This is a genomic window from Chitinophagales bacterium, from assembly GCA_041392475.1.
Classification (GTDB): Bacteria; Bacteroidota; Bacteroidia; order Chitinophagales; family UBA2359; genus JAUHXA01.
Genome location: JAWKLZ010000003.1, coordinates 591,535 through 608,293, shown reverse-complemented (window position 1 = coordinate 608,293; position 16,759 = coordinate 591,535). Strand labels below are relative to the sequence as shown.

The window sequence follows — 16,759 nt, the reverse complement described above, 5'->3', positions numbered from 1 at the left end:
AAACATATACCACGAAAATAATACCTTTTATTTGGCTAATAGGCCTTTTTCTCCTCAGTAGTTGGCAAACAATAGGAGCTCAAATTGCTGTGTTAGAATTAGACCATAATTTTCAACACGCCACAATAAACGACTATATTTATCATCTTGAAGATGAGTATCAACAATTAAATATTGATGATTTACTGCAAAAAAGCATTCAAGAAGCTTTCACCAAGGGATATCCAGATGCAGCCAATTTCAAAATGACATCCTATACTCACTGGTACCGTTTAAAATTGAAGAATCTAAATGCCAAACCTCTTAAATTGATGCTTGAAATAAATTGGGCATTGATGAATGAAATAATTTGTTATGAAGTAAATGATAGCAATGATATAGACATACACTATGCCATTGGCAGAGTCGAACACCACAATAAATGGGAAACTCCTTTTCGCAACCCTGTTTTGCAGTTAAACCTCAATGCCAAAGAAAACCGAACCTATTTTATCAAACTTTCTAGCAAGCATTTTTTCATCACTCCACTCAGTCTATACACAGCTAAAGCTTTTGATGGCTACAAAGACAATAATTATTTACTCATTGGTTTGTTTTATGGAATGATATTCGTGATGGTTTTTTACCATCTATTTCTCTATTTTTCAATCGGTGATATTTCATACATTTACTACACATTTTATATTGTCAGTTTTTTCTTGTTCCAAGCCAGTTTTGATGGCATGACATTTCAATACCTGTATCCCACTTCAACTGTATGGATTGACTATGCAATAGATGTTTATGTATATGCTACTTTTTTATTTTTTTTATTATTTGTTCAATCCTATCTTGAAACCAAACAGCACTATACCCATTTACATATATTATTCAAAGGATTAATACTGACTATATTGGTAATTGGAGGACTATCTCTCACTTTCCATTACCCCATACGTTTTTACTTTCAAGAATTAATTTTTCTACTGACCACACTCCTGATGTTTTATACGGGTTTACACTATTTTCGCAACAAACACTTACCTGTTAGATACTATTTTTTTGCAATCATACCTTTGTTTCTTGGTTTAGTACTATTGTTGTTGATGCTCAACGACTGGCTAAGTCACCATTTTCTCAGTCGCCATTTTTACCAAATTGGATTTGGGATAGAGTTGTTACTGACCTCGCTGAACTTGGGCGAACGGTTCAATTTGGTAAAAGCAGAAAAAGAAACTGCTGAAGCGAAACAAAGGATTTCAGAAAAAATCGTCAACATCAGTAGCAGTTTCTCTGCAAATGTAGAGCTTAGGACTGCCTGTCAAGTACTTGCCGAAAATATTTCCACCTTCATTCAGTTCGATGCTTTGTTTGTGTTATTGAAGCAAACAGAAAGCAAATCCTTTCACTTGCCTTACCAAATCAATAACCACCAATTGGTTAATACTGCTTTGCTCCAACAAGTGCAGGATTTGGTAGTAAAAAACAACTATGAATCTGTAGAGGAAATCAAAAACCTCACTCCTATTATCAAGCAAACCCTCATTTTTCCGCTTACCTTCAAAGAGAAAACAGGAGGTTATGTGGTTTGCTTCAATAAAGAAGGAGATGCAGTCCCTTCTCAAACAGCTCTGGAAATCTGTGCCAACGTTGTTGCCCAAAGTAGTATGGCTTTGCAGCGAGCGGATTTGTGGACACAATTGAAGGAAAGCAGAGAAAAGTTTGAAGCATTGAAGGAAGAATTAGACCAATTTACCTATATGGTATCACATGATTTGAGAGAGCCTCTACGAACCATTTCCAGTTTTATCAAAGTATTGGAAAAACATTATGGCAAAAAACTAGATGATGCAGGCAATGAATTGATGCACTATATCAGCAATGGTTCGAATAGGATGCAGTTAATGATTGATAGCTTATTGAAATATGCACGCTTAAGCAAAGAGGTGACATTGAAGCAAATCTCCGTCAAGGAATGTATAAGTCAAGCAGTTGCAAATTTGAGCAGACGAATTTACGAACACAATGCTACAATAAATGTAGATATTTCTCATAATATTTTTGGGAATGAACAGCAATTGATACAATTGTTTCAGAACCTGATTAGCAATGCCATTAAGTATCAAAGAGAAGATATTGCTCCTATCATTAATATCACAGAAAAAATAGAAAACGAAGAAGTAATCATAGAAGTAGCAGACAATGGCATAGGTATTGCACCTGAAAATTATGATAGAGTTTTCGAGATTTTTAGCCGACTGGGCGATAGGTACTCTACCGATAGTGCGGGCATTGGCTTGTCTATTTGCAAAAAAATAATGGATAACCATGAGGGAGGAATTTGGTTGGAATCTACCATGAACGAAGGCACTCATTTTTTCCTTTCCTTCAAAAATGGAGCAATCACCCTAAGTAAGAACTTGCAAAATGAGGATACTTCAATAACAAATTAAATAAATCCATGCAAGATACAAATATCTATCACACACCACTTCAAGTAGGCCTAACGGGAGGAATTGGAAGCGGAAAAACAATGGTGAGCAAATTTTTTGCGCTTTTAGGCATTCCTATTTATTATGCCGATGATGCTGCTAAATGGTTGATGCAAAACGATACGACTCTGATTGAAGCCATCAAAACAACCTTTGGCGAACATCTGTACACCAAAGATCAACAACTGGATCGGAAACTATTGGCTAACATAGTATTCAATGATGTGGAAGCACTCCGAACCTTGGAAAGTTTAGTACATCCTGCTGTTTTCCAACATACTCAGGAATGGGCAACAAAACATAATTCTGCCCCATACCTCATTAGAGAAGCTGCGCTTACCTTTGAAAGCGGTTCTTACAAAATACTCGACAAGGTAATCACTGTTTATGCACCAAAAGATGTTCGGATTCAAAGGGTTTTGCAGCGAGATAATACCACCATAGAAGCCATTGAAGCACGAATGGACAAACAAATGCCAGATGAAAAGAAAATGGAGATGGCAGATTTTGTGGTTTTCAACGATGGGAAAACCTTATTGATACCCCAAATTTTACACATCCATAAGGAAATACTATCATCAAATTAATATAGAAAAAATCCGATACCGAACTTTTACCGTATCTATATAATTAGTATTAACACACACAGTATCAAATCACAAAAAAATTCCCCCCATGATTCAACTAATGCTAGTAGATGACGATAAATTAGCCATGCTAATTGCCAAAAAAATGCTCGACAGGCTTTCAGATAAATTCGAAGTCAGTGTTCATTTGAATGCCTTAAATGCCTTAAATGCTTTAAAGGCACACCGAGAAATCCCTGATGCAATTCTATTGGATATCAATATGCCTCAAATTGATGGTTGGTGTTTTTTGGAAGAACTCAACAAAATAGATGTATTCACAGATGTAATCATGCTAACATCTTCTATCTATGAGGAAGATATGGAGAAAGCAAAAAAATATCCACAAGTAAAAGGCTTTTTCCAAAAACCATTAAATAAAGATAAAATACTTAAATTGCAGCAATATTATAGTCGACCATAACTTGTGTTTTACTTCAATATTCTCAAATATTACCTACAATTGCGTATCCGCCCAACTTTTACCAATCGGCAAGATTTGGAACAGTGGCAGGAACAGCAAATTGAACGATTGTTGAAGCAAATTCAACAAAAATCCCCTTATTACAAAAACCTACTTCTACAATATGCTAGTTGGCGGCAATTCCCTGTTATGCAAAAAAAGCAATGGATGGAAGCCTTTGACCAAATCAATACATTGATAATCAAACAGGAAGAAGCATTGGAGGTGGCACTGAATGCTGAAATCAGTCGAGATTTTAGTCCAACACTGAAAAATGTAACAGTAGGTTTGTCTTCAGGAACTTCTGGAAGTCGGGGTTTGTTTTTGGTGACTCCAAAAGAAAGAGCGAGATGGGCTGCTTATGTAATGGACAAAATCCTCTCCCCTATTCAATTCAGACGGCGAAAAATTGCGTTTTTTCTACGAGCCAACAGCAATCTCTATAACTCGATGCAGTCGCTACTCTTTCACTTTCGTTTTTTTGATCTAAAAGAAAAAATGGACGTGAACCTGCAACAACTAAATCAATATCAACCCCATATCCTAGTTGCTCCCGCCTCAATTTTGCGACACATTGCTCAAGCACAAAGAACTAAAACGATTACAATTCAGCCTGAAAAAATATTATCTGTTGCAGAAATATTGGAACAAACGGATTCAGATTTTATAGAAACCGTTTTTCAGCAAATCATTCATCAAGCCTATCAATGTACCGAAGGTTTTTTGGCCCTTAGTTGTGAATACGGGACGCTGCACTTCAACGAAGATATAGTCAAAATCGAACGCCAATACATAGATGCCGAAAAACGCCGTTACCATCCCATTGTGACGGACTTCAATCGAATGGGGCAACCTATCATACGCTATTTACTGAATGACATTGTGATAGACAAACCCGAACCATGTGCCTGCGGTTCTATTTTTCAAGCGATTGATCATATTGAAGGGCGTGCGGATGATGTTTTTTACTTCAAAAACAAATACGGTAACACTACCGCTATTTATCCCGATTTTATCCGCCGGGCCATGATTGTTCCCGATACTTCAATGGAAGAATATGCGGTGGAACAACTTTCATGGCAGTCCATCCATATTTTTCTCCATACTTCTGATTTCGCACAAGACCAACAAATCCTTCACCATTCTTTCTTCCAACTTTTTGAAGAATACGGCATTGAAGACATTGCATTGCAGTTTTTTGAAGGATTACCTGCATTGAAGGAAAACAAACTAAGACGGGTGAAACGAAGTTTTGATGCCTCCAATGACCTATTGTGCTAAACTCCTTTTAAAATATTTTACACATATATTTTATTTTATCATCGTTTTTTCAAAAAAAAAAAGAAGTTTTTTGAAAAAACTGGTAATAAATTCTTCAAAATCACAACCTCAAAACGTCAACTATTATTGAAGGCGGAAAAGTAATGGTTCGTTTTGATAGAAACAACATTATTTTTTCGTCAAAAAAAGAGTAGAGACTGTTAATGTTTTTGCAAAAAAAAGCAACTGTAGATATAAGAGAGTGTGATGAAAAAACAATGAATGTTCATTGAATTAAATGCAATGTTTACCTTTTAACCAATTTTTTATATAAAAACAGGAATCTTGTTTTTTAAACAATTTGATTTTACACTCTTAAGGTAGTTTTATAACAATGAATATTTTAACAGCAAAGAACAACATTTTATTTTCAATTACTTAGCTCATTTCATTATTCACTAAACCTTCAAAAAAGCACTTAAGGTAGATTAAATTCTAAAAACCAAAACACATTATGAGCCCGATTTAACTTAGCACTTTAAATTTTTATACCATGAAAAAAAGCATCATTTTTTTAATTTCTTTATCTCTTGCTCTATCATCTTTTCTCTCTTTTGCACAGGAAGATGAAGATCAAATCGTTTTCAATAAAGAGGAATCAGCACCAATCAATACAGTAGTAAAAAAATACAAAGGTCTATTCCCTATAAAGAAAAAAGCCAACTTTAGTTTTATTCACAAGGAAACCAAAGAGAAAATTGACCTAAATGCAGAAGCGATATTTCCTTTTAGCGAAGGGCTTGCCGCTATAATGATTGATAAAAAGTATGGATTTGTTGACACACACGGAAAATTAGTGATTCCACTGGATTATGACTGGGTGAGTAATTTTTCCGAAGGCTTTGCTTCTATTATTATAGAGGGCAAACAAGGATTTATCAACCGAACAGGGAAAGTCGGCATAGAACCTCAGTTTGAAAATGTTCTTTCTTTCTCCGAAGGTTTATCGGCTGTACAGTTGAATGGCAAATGGGGATATATTGACCGACAAGGGAAAATGGTGATTGAACCACAATTCGAGATAGCATCTTCTTTTAATGATGGTTTGGCAAAAGTTATCAGTGCGGGTGAAACTGACTGTGGCTATATCAATCGCTCAGGAATATTTGTTGTGAAACCCAAATTTAATTTTGGTACTTCTGGCGATTTTTCAGAAGGTTTGGCCTGTGTAAAAACGTCTGGTAAATATGGCTTCATCAACACTAATGGCGAATGGATTATTAAGCCTATTTTTGATTATGCCAAGTCTTTTTCTGACGGCCTTGCATTAGTTGTATCTTTAAAAAATGGGATGTGCAATTATGGTTTTATTAATGAGTTTGGGAAGGTCGTTATAGAACCACAATTCAGACAAGCATGTTCTGGAAATATTGAGAATCCTGCTTCTTGTCTATCGAGTTCTTGTATCACTCCTAATACGAGCTTAGACAAACAAATATATACTTTTATTGAAGGTCTGGCGGCTGTTGCTTTGGGCAACAAATGGGGTTTTATTGACAAGCAAGGTGATTTTGCTATACCTCCTCAATTCGACGAAATCACTCCATTTTCTAATGGGCTTGCAAGTGTACGCAAAGGCGAAAAGAAAGGCTATATCAATACGGAAGGGCAATGGTATTTGACCTCCTATTACCAAGAGAATTTTTCATTTTCGGAGGACTGGGCAATAGTAGGAATTCCAGAAAAGTGGGGTTTTATCGATGAGCAGGGAAAAACAATCATTACGCCAGAATTTGATGATGTAAAATATTTTGATAATGGGAATATGTGGATAAAACAGGAGGGTATGTGGGGAATTATCAATACAAGTGGGGAAATAATTATCAAACCACGGTTTTCAGATATTTACACTTGCAGTCCAGGAAATGCCATTGGTATCCAACAGGGTAAAAAATATTTTGTAGGGAAGGAAAATAAGATTGTAGGACCTTACAACGATATATTGCCTTCTATTCAAGGATTTTTTGAAGAAGGGCTAGAAGCAGTTCAGATAGGTACATTGTGGGGATTTGTTAATGATCAGGGAAAAACTATCATTTCTCCCAAATTTGAACAAGTAAGCAGTTTTTCTAATGGTATTGCCTTGGTAGTCAAGGATGGTAAATATGATTTTATTGGCAAAAAAGGACAGCAACTGTTCCAACTTCACTTTGACTATGCAACTCCATTCATAAATGAAATGGCTACTGCTCAAAAAGGAGGTGTAAGTTATCTTCTATACTCCAATGGCAACATGACTCCCTTGAATGGAATAGAATCTGTAGCCAGTCAATTCAATGAAGAATTGGGTAGGGCGAAAAATGGAAACCTGTGGGGATTTATTGATACAAAAGGACAAGTAGTGATTGACTTTCAGTTTGAAGAAGTAAGCAACTTCAAAAACGGATTTGCGATGTTCAAGCAATTTAATAAATGGGGATTTATTGACACAAAGGGCAATATGATTGCCGTTCCACAATTCAATGAGGTTTTCCCCTTCAAAGAGGGCTTGGCTTGTGTGGTTGTGGGTAAAAAATATGGCTTCATTGACAAAAAAGGCACTCTATCCATTATGCCTGTTTATGACTCAGCTCGCTCTTTTGCCGAAGGAATGGCAGCAGTAGAAGTAAACGGAAAATGGGGTTATATAGACATGAAAGGAAATATCGTGATAGAACCTACCTTTCAAGAAGTAGAAGATTTTGATAATGGATTAGCAAAGGTAACTTACAAGAATCAAATGACTTATATTAATTACAAGGGAAAAGTAATCTGGAAACTTGAAACTGCTGCTTTCTCCAATTAATAAACAGAAACTTACAATGCAATTATTTTTATCATTACTCATCTAAACCTATTTAACTAAATGAAAAATCTAAACCATTTCTTTATCATTTATCTGTTGCTATGGGGGCTTTGTACATCAAACCACCAATCCCTTTTTGCGCAAACCAATTTTATGAATATTACTGCGGGCAGTCAGTTAGGAAACAACATCATCCATGACCTTGATATTTCAGGCAACCGCATTTATGCAGCTACTTTCTATAATGGTTTAGCCATATCTGAAAATGGAGGCAAGACTTTTATGTTTAAAACTATGGCGGACGGACTAGGACACAACCATATCAAAGAAGTATTTGTATCAGGGGAAAAAGTCTATGTAGCTACTTCAAACGGCTTGTCTATATCCACTGATCGTGGTAATTTTTTTACCAATAAAACCACTGAAAATGGACTAGCAAACAACGAAGTCTCCAGTGTATTCGCATCAGGAAATAATGTGTATGCTGTTATTAAAGGAGGAATAGCCATCTCGAATGATGGAGGAAATTCGTTCATTAGAACAACCTTTATAAATGAGCAATACATCGTGCACAATGTATTCGTATCTAACAATAATATCTATCTATCTATTCGAGGAGGAATAGCCATCTCTAATGACGGCGGAGATTCATTTACTCTCAAAACCTCAGCAGACGGACTCGGCAGCGATATAGTGTATCAAGTGTTTGTGTTGGATAACAATGTCTATGCCGCTACTACATGTGGTCTATCCATTTCAGAAGATGGTGGCAATTCATTTATCAACAAGACTATTGACGACGGACTTGGAGATAACAATGTATGGAAACTACACGCATCAGGTAAAAGTATCTATGCAGGTACACAAAACGGTTTATCCATTTCAGAAGATGGTGGCAATTCATTTACCAACTATACTACCAAAAATGGTATTGGAGACAACTTTATCATGAGTCTATTTGGTTCAGGTCGCAATGTATATGTAGGTACTTTTGGCGGTTTATACATGGGAACTATTTATCCTAAAATTGCAGCAGATGACCATAAAAATTTTACTATAGACGATGAAATAATTGTCAAAGAATTAGCAAAAGTTCCTGTTCTTGCTCTAACCAATATCAGTTTTTTACCCAATCCACACAACCTACAAACGACTATTATTTTGGAGTTGAGTGAGACTACCGATATTGCAGTAAACATATACAATACAAACTATCAGCAGGTAGCGACCATCTATAATGGCATACTTACTGAAACGACTCCCCATAGGTTTCTGATTGACACAAATAAGCTGGCAGCAGGAACTTACATTGTTGAATTCAGTGATGTTCGCACTGGTGCAAGACACTGCGAAAAAATGACCATATTGAATTGAAAGGTAAGCAAACCAAATTTTCAAAAAAACTCATTTATCAAGATTTTCTTTTTTGAATATTTATTAGTCCACTTAACAATTAAAATACATCATCCATATATGAACACTTTTTATATTATGCAGATATAGGAGCCTTTAAATTATCAATATTTTGTCATTTTATTCTTCTAAACCAAAAAAAGATTCGTTTTTTGAAACAAAAAAATATTGCCCAAAAAAAGCATTTTTTATTATTACTTATAACATTAAAATATTAAAATACATTTATTTTAAATTATATCAGAGCTTACTGTGGTTTATTATAACAAAACTTCGTTTATTATTTTTCATTTTGTTTTTGTGCATCATAGTACAATCATTTATAAACATCTAAATTTTATTTTTTTCAGGTATTTTTCTATAAAAAAATATGTAGTTTTAAGCGATTTTCTTTCCATTAATTCACCCATCGAAAGACATTCATTAACCTTTAAAAATTTTATACACAAGTCCATAACCACTATAAAATCCACCCTTCATCGAATCACTCTTTGCTTTTCAATTACTGTTTGTGAATATTTTCCCTATAAAGACACATTTAATTGAAGAAAAGAGTCGGACATGATTTTTAATTTATTTACCATAACAAACGTTTAATTTTAGTCATGAAAAAATTTACACTTTTTTTTATTGCGCTATGCATTCATCTAATACCATTTTCCTCCTATGCTCAAGAGGAAGAAGACGATCAAATAGCTTTGAACAAGGCTGACTCAGACATCTCCTACCCTATTGACAACCCACTCACAAAACCTACAGCCCTATTCCCAATCAAACAAAAAGCCGCCTACAGTTTTATTCACAAAGACACTAAAGAAAAAGTAGATCTCAATGCCGAAACTATTTTTCCATTTAGTGAAGGATTGGCGGCCATTAAGGTCGATGAACAATATGGTTTTATTGACACCTACGGAAGATTAGTCATTCCGTTAGAATACAATTGGGCCTACCAATTTTCAGAGGGTTTTGCATCGGTTCTTATTGAAGACAAACAGGGGTTTATCGATCGAACGGGCAAAATAGTCATCGAGCCACAATTTGAAAATGCACTTCCGTTTTCTGAAGGTCTTTCTGCAGTTCAATTGAATGGTAAGTGGGGATTTATTGACCGAACAGGTAAGGTAGTTGTTGAGCCGCAATTCCAGTTAGCTTCATCTTTCAAAGATGGATTGGCAAAGGCAAAAAGTATAGGCGAATCTACTTCGGGTTACATCAACCGCACAGGAACGTTTATTGTAAAACCCAAATTTGATTACAACAATTCTGCCGATTTTTCAGAAGGGTTGGCTTGTGTAAAATCAGATAATAAATATGGCTATATCAACACCTCTGGTGAATGGAAAATCAAACCCGTCTATGACTATGCCCAGTCATTTTCTGACGGACTTGCCCTAGTCGTTACTTTAAAAAATGACATGTGCAATTATGGCTTTATTGATGAATCGGGTAAAATGGTGATTGAATCCCAGTTTAGACAAGCCTGTTCTGCAAGCCCTGAAAATCCAACTGCCTGTTTGACAGGTTCCTGCATTACTCCCAATACCAGCTTAGACAAGAAGGTATATACCTTCGTAGAAGGACTAGCAGCTGTTGCATTGGGCAACAAATGGGGTTTTATCAACAAAGAAGGTGACTTTGCGATTCCTCCTCAATTTGACGAAGTTAGCCCATTTGCTAGCGGACTTGCGAGTGTACGAAAAGATGAAAAAAGAGGCTACATTGATACAGAAGGCAATTGGGTATTAAACTCATATTATCAAGAAAATTACTCCTTTTCTGAAAGTTGGGCAATCGTGGGAATGCCCGAAAAATGGGGTTTTATTGATGAAAAAGGAGAAACCATCATCCAACCTGATTTTGATGATGTCAAGCAATTTGAAAGTAACAGCATGTGGGTGAAACAAAATAATAAGTGGAGCCTCATCAATAAAGCTGGCGAAACCATCATCGAGCCACGTTTTTCAGACATTTATACTTGTAACCGAGGATGTGCAATAGCAACAGAGGATGGCAAAAAATATTTCGTAGGTAAAGATGATTTCATTTTAGGTCCTTATGATGATATTCTACCCACAACTGAGTCGTTTTTTATAGAAGGGCTAGAAGCAATTCAAATAGGCTCACTTTGGGGTTTTGTGAGTGAAAAAGGTCGCATAGTCATCACTCCAGAATATGAGCAAGTAACTGGATTTGTGGATGGTGCAGCATTGGTTGTCAAGGAAGGCAAATATCTTTATATTGGTAAAAAAGGACAAGATTTGTTTAAAATACATTTTGACCAAGCAAATCCATTCATCAATGGACTTGCCACGGCTCAAAAAGGAGATGCAAGTTATCTCTTGTATCCAAATGGAGACCTGATCTCATTGAAAGGTGTAGAATCTGTATCAGGCCAATTCTATGAAGGATTCGGCAAGGTTAGAAAAGGAGATTTATGGGGTTTTATGGACGAAACAGGAAATATTGCCATTGATTTTCAATATGAAGAAGTGGGTAACTTCAAAAATGGATTTGCTCCTTTCAAACAGTACAATAAATGGGGATTTCTTGACACTGAAGGCAATATGATTGCCGCTCCACAATTCAATAATATTTCTTCCTTCAAAGAAGGTTTGGCTTGTGTAGCAGTAGGTAAAAAATACGGTTTCATTGACCAAAAAGGTACATTGTCCATCATTCCTACCTATGATTTGGCCCGTTCTTTTTCTGAAGGAATGGCCGCCGTTCAAGTTGATGGAGAGTGGGGTTTTATTGATAAAGGTGGAAATATCATCATCGAACCTCATTTCCAAGAAGTGGAAGATTTTGACAATGGTTTGGCAAAAGTAAAGTCAAATAACCAAATGACTTATATCAACTACAAAGGAAAGGTTGTTTGGAAGACCGAAGAGACTTCGCTCCTTGACGAGTAACTTCGAGTATGTAAATAAATAAAAAAATTAACCTCCAATGGCTTCGGCTATTGGAGGTTTTTTAATACCACATTCAATTCAGAAACAGATTTTTGGTTATTTGACAAAATCTGTGATTTGAGACTTTGGAAGTTTGCCGCTTACAAAATCAAAAAACTATTTCGCTAAAAGTTAACTTCTTATAAAATGAAACTTCCGAAGTCTTTATTGCTTCCACAAAAATTGTCACAGAACCAGATTTTTAAAAAAAAATTGTAGTTTCACCACAATATCTCAACCTTCAAATCTTCAAAAACCATGCAAATACTCCTACGCAACATCCAACAACTCGTACAAATTGAAGAAAACAATCCCGCCAAATGGATTGCAGGAAAATACATGGCAACTTTGCCCAGCATCGAAAATGCCTTTTTATTGATAGAAGACGGCTTGATAGCCGATTTCGGAAAAATGGAAGATTGCCCAGTTCCGGCAAAAGAAGTAATAGACGCAAGCGGAAAAATGGTTTTCCCTTGTTGGTGCGATTCCCACACACACCTCGTTTTTGCCGCTACTCGTGAGCAAGAATTTCAAGACCGAATACAGGGCTTGACCTACCAAGAAATCGCTGAAAGAGGCGGTGGCATTTTGAACTCTGCAAGGCGGCTGCAAGAAAGCTCCGAAGAAGAACTCCTCGAAAGCACTTGGGAGCGATTGCAGGAAATCAAAAGTTTTGGAACAGGAGCAGTCGAAATCAAAAGCGGCTATGGACTCACCTACAAAAGTGAACTCAAAATCCTGAGAGTCATTCAACGCCTCAAAAAAATCTCCGACCTCACTATCAAAGCCACTTTTCTCGGCGCACACGCGATTCCATTGAAGTACAAAGAAAAGCGCAAAGACTACGTGGATTTGGTAGTCGACAAAATGCTACCAACGATTGCAGAAGAAGGATTGGCAGATTACATTGATGTATTTTGTGAAAAAGTAGCCTTCACAGTTGCCGAAACCGAGCGAATCATGCAAGCAGGCGCAAAATTCGGATTGAGAGCCAAAATCCACACCAATCAGTTCAACTGCATGGGCGGCATTGAAGCAGGCGTCGCTCACAATGCGCTGTCCGTTGACCACTTAGAAGTCCTCAACGACCAAGAAATTGCAGCCCTCCAAAACTCCAATACCATGTCGACTCTACTGCCCTCCGCCCCTTTTTTCATCAACGATGAACACTATCCTCCCGCACGAAAAATGCTGCAAGCTGGTCTGCCAGTTGCTTTGGCGACCGACTACAATCCTGGCTCGACTCCTTCGGGCAATATGCCTTTTGTCTTATCTTTGGCGTGTATTAAAATGCGGATGTTGCCCGAAGAAGCCATCAATGCCGCAACTATCAACGGAGCATATGCCATGGAATTGCAGAACGAATTGGGAAGTATTTGTCGGGGCAAAAAAGCCAATGTATTCATCACCAAACCCATTGACAGCATCGCACGGATACCCTATTCTTTTGGCAGCAATTTGGTGGAACAGGTCATCATTGAAGGGAAAAGATAAAACGGAATTTACTCTATTGGGTGATAAATCGGTCTGGTCAAACAAGTCGAGCCAGCACATCCTACCCGTTTCAGATTGAAGTGTTGGCACCATAAATTGTATTAATTTTGTAATTGCAGCAAAAAATAGTGAGTTTTGCAGTTCAAAAATACGCTAATAAAATGCCAATCAACAACAGCCTTTACTCCAAAGCAGACATTTTGGAGCAGATTCCCTTGATTTTTGACGAAGTAGCACAAGTGATTCAAAATACGCCTGATGAATTGTTCTCGAAACAAGTCATTGAAGGAAAATGGTCGATTGCCGAAAATTTTGACCACCTCATCAGAGGAGGCGCGCCTGTGGCTTCGGGCTTGAAAATGAATAAATTGATGATTCGCACCCTCGGCAAACCCAACCGCCTCTCTCGCACTTATGAGGGCTTGGTTGAACGCTACAAAGAAAAGCTGGCAGCTGGCGGAGTGAGTAGCGGGCCTTTTTCACCTGATGCGGCAAAGGAATACCACAAAGCCGAAATGCTTCAAAATTGGGAGATGGTGAAAGGAAAATTGATAGAGCGAGCCGATACAAAATGGTCGGAAAAGGACTTGGACAACTACTTGATGCCGCATCCACTTTTGGGTAAATTGACGGTGCGTGAAATATTGTTTTTCACCATTTTTCATACAGGACACCATTTGAAGGCGATTAATCGGATAGTGGAGAATTGAGATTGGTGATTTAGGAAGGAAACTAATTTGGGAGAAAATAGGTTTAGAAAAAACAATTCAACAATATGGCAATTTAGCCATAAAACAATCAAAAGTCTTCACACCATCGAAGAACTTATTTTATTGAAGTTAATTTTTTGATTTTCATTTAGATTTTAATTTTCATTGACCAATGGTTAAGATAGCCGATATAGAATTAGGAGAATTTCCGCTTTTGCTTGCTCCAATGGAGGATGTGAGCGACCCACCTTTCAGGGCTTTGTGTAAGAAATTGGGAGCGGATATGATGTACACGGAGTTTATCAGTTCGGAGGGTTTGATACGAGATGCGGCAAAAAGCGTGGAGAAATTGGACATTTATGACGACGAACGTCCCATTGGTATTCAGATATTTGGAGCCGATTTAGACTCGATGCGCCGCACTGCGGAGATTGTCGAAGAAGCCAAGCCTGAAGTATTGGACATCAACTATGGTTGCCCTGTCAAGAAAGTAACCTGCAAATTGGCGGGTGCGGGTATTTTGCAGGACATTGCCAAAATGGTGAGTTTGACCGACCATATTGTGAAGGCAACAAATCTTCCTGTAACAGTAAAAACCCGTCTGGGTTGGGACGAAAATACCTTGTTCATTGAAGAAGTGACTGAAAGATTGCAGGATGTAGGTATCAAAGCGATTTCGATTCACGGACGTACCCGCAAGCAGATGTATAAAGGGGAAGCGGATTGGACCTTGATTGGAAAGATTGTGGACAATCCCCGTATTCACATTCCTGTGTTTGGCAATGGGGATATAGATTCTGGCCCCAAGGCTTTGGAGATGAAAAACCGATATGGAGTAGATGGTATCATGATTGGTCGGGCTTCAATTGGTTATCCGTGGATTTTCAGGGAAATCAAACATTTTTTGGCGACTGGTGAAGAACTTCCTCCTCCCACAGTTGCCGAGCGTGTAGCAGTAGCAAAAGAGCATCTAACAAAGTCTTTGGAGTGGAAAGGCATACACCGAGGGGTAGTCGAAACTCGCCGACACTATACCAATTATTTTAGAGGGTTTCCGAATATCAAACCGTTTAGATTGAAGCTAGTGACGAGTTACGAACCTGCCGAATTGTTTGATACGTTGGAGGAGATTGGAGAGGAATACAAGGATTTTGAGGTGGCAGGTAAGCATGAATTGGTGGGGGCGACTTTGGCAGGGAAGAAATAAGGAGTAAATTAAAATGAGAATAAAAAAACACTTCAATATCAGTTTGTTATCAAATAAAATTGATAAAGTTATTTTTGAAGCGTTTCTAAGTTGCGTGAGGTAAAAAAGAAACTACAAAAGTCTTTAACTGCTCCACTAAAATCTTCGATGAACCCAACCCGTATAATTGGACGCTAGCATCCAGTGTCATAGAATCCGCCTCGCTTATTGGAGGAACAATAAACAAATCTATATTGGAGTCTGCATACACCCTGTCTTGCAAGTGATTAGAAGCCATATACATAGACTGTGTGATATTGGTGAGGATAGTCGGTCCGATTTTCTTTTTATTGAAAGGATTTAGTTTTCTTGCTAACAAACTCCATCCCGATATAGTGGGAGGGAATTCATTAGGAACTTCAATAAAATAAGTTCCCGATTTAAATTATAAGGTTTCGCATTATTGTTCACACAGTCGTACCAAACGTACTTTCAAACGTGTGTCCATATTTATTGAATAGCCTAATTCTTGCATTTCCCTGACTGCCTGAGTAGTAGGGTGCATATCAATGATTTGTTGTTTTTTACCTGATTCTACAAATCGCTTGATTTGAATGCTAAACTCGGGGCTGCTGCGCATCACAAAATCTAACTTGCGCTCCAAATGTTCATAAATCATACGAAAACCCACAAATTTCGCATCGTACAACATCAAAGAGCGTTCGGTCTCACTCATTTCCGCCTGCAAGGTATCTAACCAGTCATAGACAATCGCATTTTCTGAGGTCTTTATCTTATCCATTCTACCCAACACAATCAATTCATTCAGAACATCATAGCAAACCATCAAACGTGCCATCACCTTACCTCTATGTAAACCAAAATATTCCTCCATTTTATTCGCCTTATCATTAAATAAATAAGCGGTAGAACCATCTGTAGCTTTCAGGGTAAAGCCTTTCCACTTGCGTACACTCTCTCCTGCTTGTTCATAGTATGTTTGAAACAATACCTTGTTCCAATCTTCGAAGAACTCCTTTTTGAGTTTCTTACGAGCCATACTAAAAGTACTCTTAGCCACCAGTTCGTCTAATGCTCCGATTTGTGAAAAGAAATCTATTAGTTCCACAGACAAACTTCTCTTTAAACAATTTAGTATCAATAGTGTAACTCTTGAAAAAGTCAGCTTGCGTTTACGAGTAAAAGCACTATTGTGAACACAGTATTTTGATTTTTCATGTTCTGCTCTTTCCATAAACTTTTTTAACTCAGAGATAATCTGTAAATTTACTGCTCGCATTAGAGGGGATTTTTAGTGATTTTCAAGTAATTGTATGAAT

12 protein-coding genes are annotated in these 16,759 nt (G+C 37.3%); 10 read left to right on the top strand and 2 right to left on the bottom strand.

Going from position 1 to position 16,759, the window contains the following annotated elements; translation table 11 throughout:
• Window positions 1-89 precede the first annotated feature (89 nt).
• The 10 genes from R3E32_25440 to dusB all read left to right on the top strand — a co-directional run bounded on the left by R3E32_25440 (window position 90) and on the right by dusB (window position 15,440).
• Window positions 90-2,432 carry a 7TM diverse intracellular signaling domain-containing protein gene (locus R3E32_25440; protein MEZ4888097.1) on the top strand — a complete coding sequence of 781 codons (2,343 nt, stop codon included), beginning with the start codon at window positions 90-92 and terminating at the stop codon, window positions 2,430-2,432.
• Window positions 2,433-2,440: 8 nt separating this feature from the next.
• Complete coding sequence (gene coaE / locus R3E32_25435; GenBank protein ID MEZ4888096.1) at window positions 2,441-3,058, top strand: dephospho-CoA kinase; 618 nt, start codon at window positions 2,441-2,443, stop codon at window positions 3,056-3,058.
• Between the two features lie 88 nt (window positions 3,059-3,146).
• The gene (locus R3E32_25430; GenBank protein ID MEZ4888095.1) at window positions 3,147-3,521 is read left to right on the top strand and encodes a response regulator; all 375 of its coding nucleotides are present in this window, start codon (window positions 3,147-3,149) and stop codon (window positions 3,519-3,521) included.
• Between the two features lie 3 nt (window positions 3,522-3,524).
• Window positions 3,525-4,841, top strand: coding sequence for a hypothetical protein (locus R3E32_25425; protein ID MEZ4888094.1), 1,317 nt, complete (start codon window positions 3,525-3,527; stop codon window positions 4,839-4,841).
• A 532-nt stretch (window positions 4,842-5,373) separates the two neighbouring features.
• Window positions 5,374-7,665 (top strand): WG repeat-containing protein, encoded by a 2,292-nt coding sequence (locus R3E32_25420; protein MEZ4888093.1) that lies wholly within the window; start codon window positions 5,374-5,376, stop codon window positions 7,663-7,665.
• A gap of 153 nt (window positions 7,666-7,818) precedes the next feature.
• Complete coding sequence (locus R3E32_25415) at window positions 7,819-9,039, top strand: hypothetical protein (GenBank protein MEZ4888092.1); 1,221 nt, start codon at window positions 7,819-7,821, stop codon at window positions 9,037-9,039.
• Between the two features lie 644 nt (window positions 9,040-9,683).
• On the top strand, window positions 9,684-11,990 hold the full coding sequence (locus R3E32_25410) for a WG repeat-containing protein (GenBank protein ID MEZ4888091.1): 2,307 nt from the start codon (window positions 9,684-9,686) through the stop codon (window positions 11,988-11,990).
• Window positions 11,991-12,287: 297 nt separating this feature from the next.
• Entirely contained in the window at window positions 12,288-13,523 is a 1,236-nt protein-coding gene (gene hutI / locus R3E32_25405) for an imidazolonepropionase (GenBank protein ID MEZ4888090.1), read from the top strand.
• Between the two features lie 161 nt (window positions 13,524-13,684).
• Complete coding sequence (locus R3E32_25400; protein ID MEZ4888089.1) at window positions 13,685-14,233, top strand: DinB family protein; 549 nt, start codon at window positions 13,685-13,687, stop codon at window positions 14,231-14,233.
• Between the two features lie 172 nt (window positions 14,234-14,405).
• The gene (gene dusB / locus R3E32_25395; protein ID MEZ4888088.1) at window positions 14,406-15,440 is read left to right on the top strand and encodes a tRNA dihydrouridine synthase DusB; all 1,035 of its coding nucleotides are present in this window, start codon (window positions 14,406-14,408) and stop codon (window positions 15,438-15,440) included.
• A gap of 85 nt (window positions 15,441-15,525) precedes the next feature.
• Here the strand turns inward: dusB and R3E32_25390 are convergent, their stop codons facing one another.
• Window positions 15,526-15,798, bottom strand: coding sequence for a hypothetical protein (locus tag R3E32_25390; GenBank protein MEZ4888087.1), 273 nt, complete (start codon window positions 15,796-15,798; stop codon window positions 15,526-15,528).
• 81 nt (window positions 15,799-15,879) lie between these two features.
• Complete coding sequence (locus R3E32_25385; GenBank protein ID MEZ4888086.1) at window positions 15,880-16,719, bottom strand: hypothetical protein; 840 nt, start codon at window positions 16,717-16,719, stop codon at window positions 15,880-15,882.
• Between the last annotated feature and the right edge of the window lie 40 nt (window positions 16,720-16,759).

Excerpts from the sequence above, each read along its gene's own strand:
- R3E32_25415 (MEZ4888092.1), top strand. The coding sequence starts at position 7,819 with ATGAATATTACTGCGGGCAGTCAGTTAGGAAACAACATCATCCATGAC.
- coaE (MEZ4888096.1), top strand. The coding sequence starts at position 2,441 with ATGCAAGATACAAATATCTATCACACACCACTTCAAGTAGGCCTAACG.
- R3E32_25410 (MEZ4888091.1), top strand. The coding sequence starts at position 9,684 with ATGAAAAAATTTACACTTTTTTTTATTGCGCTATGCATTCATCTAATA.
- R3E32_25420 (MEZ4888093.1), top strand. The coding sequence starts at position 5,374 with ATGAAAAAAAGCATCATTTTTTTAATTTCTTTATCTCTTGCTCTATCA.
- R3E32_25385 (MEZ4888086.1), bottom strand. The coding sequence starts at position 16,719 with ATGCGAGCAGTAAATTTACAGATTATCTCTGAGTTAAAAAAGTTTATG.
- R3E32_25400 (MEZ4888089.1), top strand. The coding sequence starts at position 13,685 with ATGCCAATCAACAACAGCCTTTACTCCAAAGCAGACATTTTGGAGCAG.
- dusB (MEZ4888088.1), top strand. The coding sequence starts at position 14,406 with ATGGTTAAGATAGCCGATATAGAATTAGGAGAATTTCCGCTTTTGCTT.
- R3E32_25430 (MEZ4888095.1), top strand. The coding sequence starts at position 3,147 with ATGATTCAACTAATGCTAGTAGATGACGATAAATTAGCCATGCTAATT.
- hutI (MEZ4888090.1), top strand. The coding sequence starts at position 12,288 with ATGCAAATACTCCTACGCAACATCCAACAACTCGTACAAATTGAAGAA.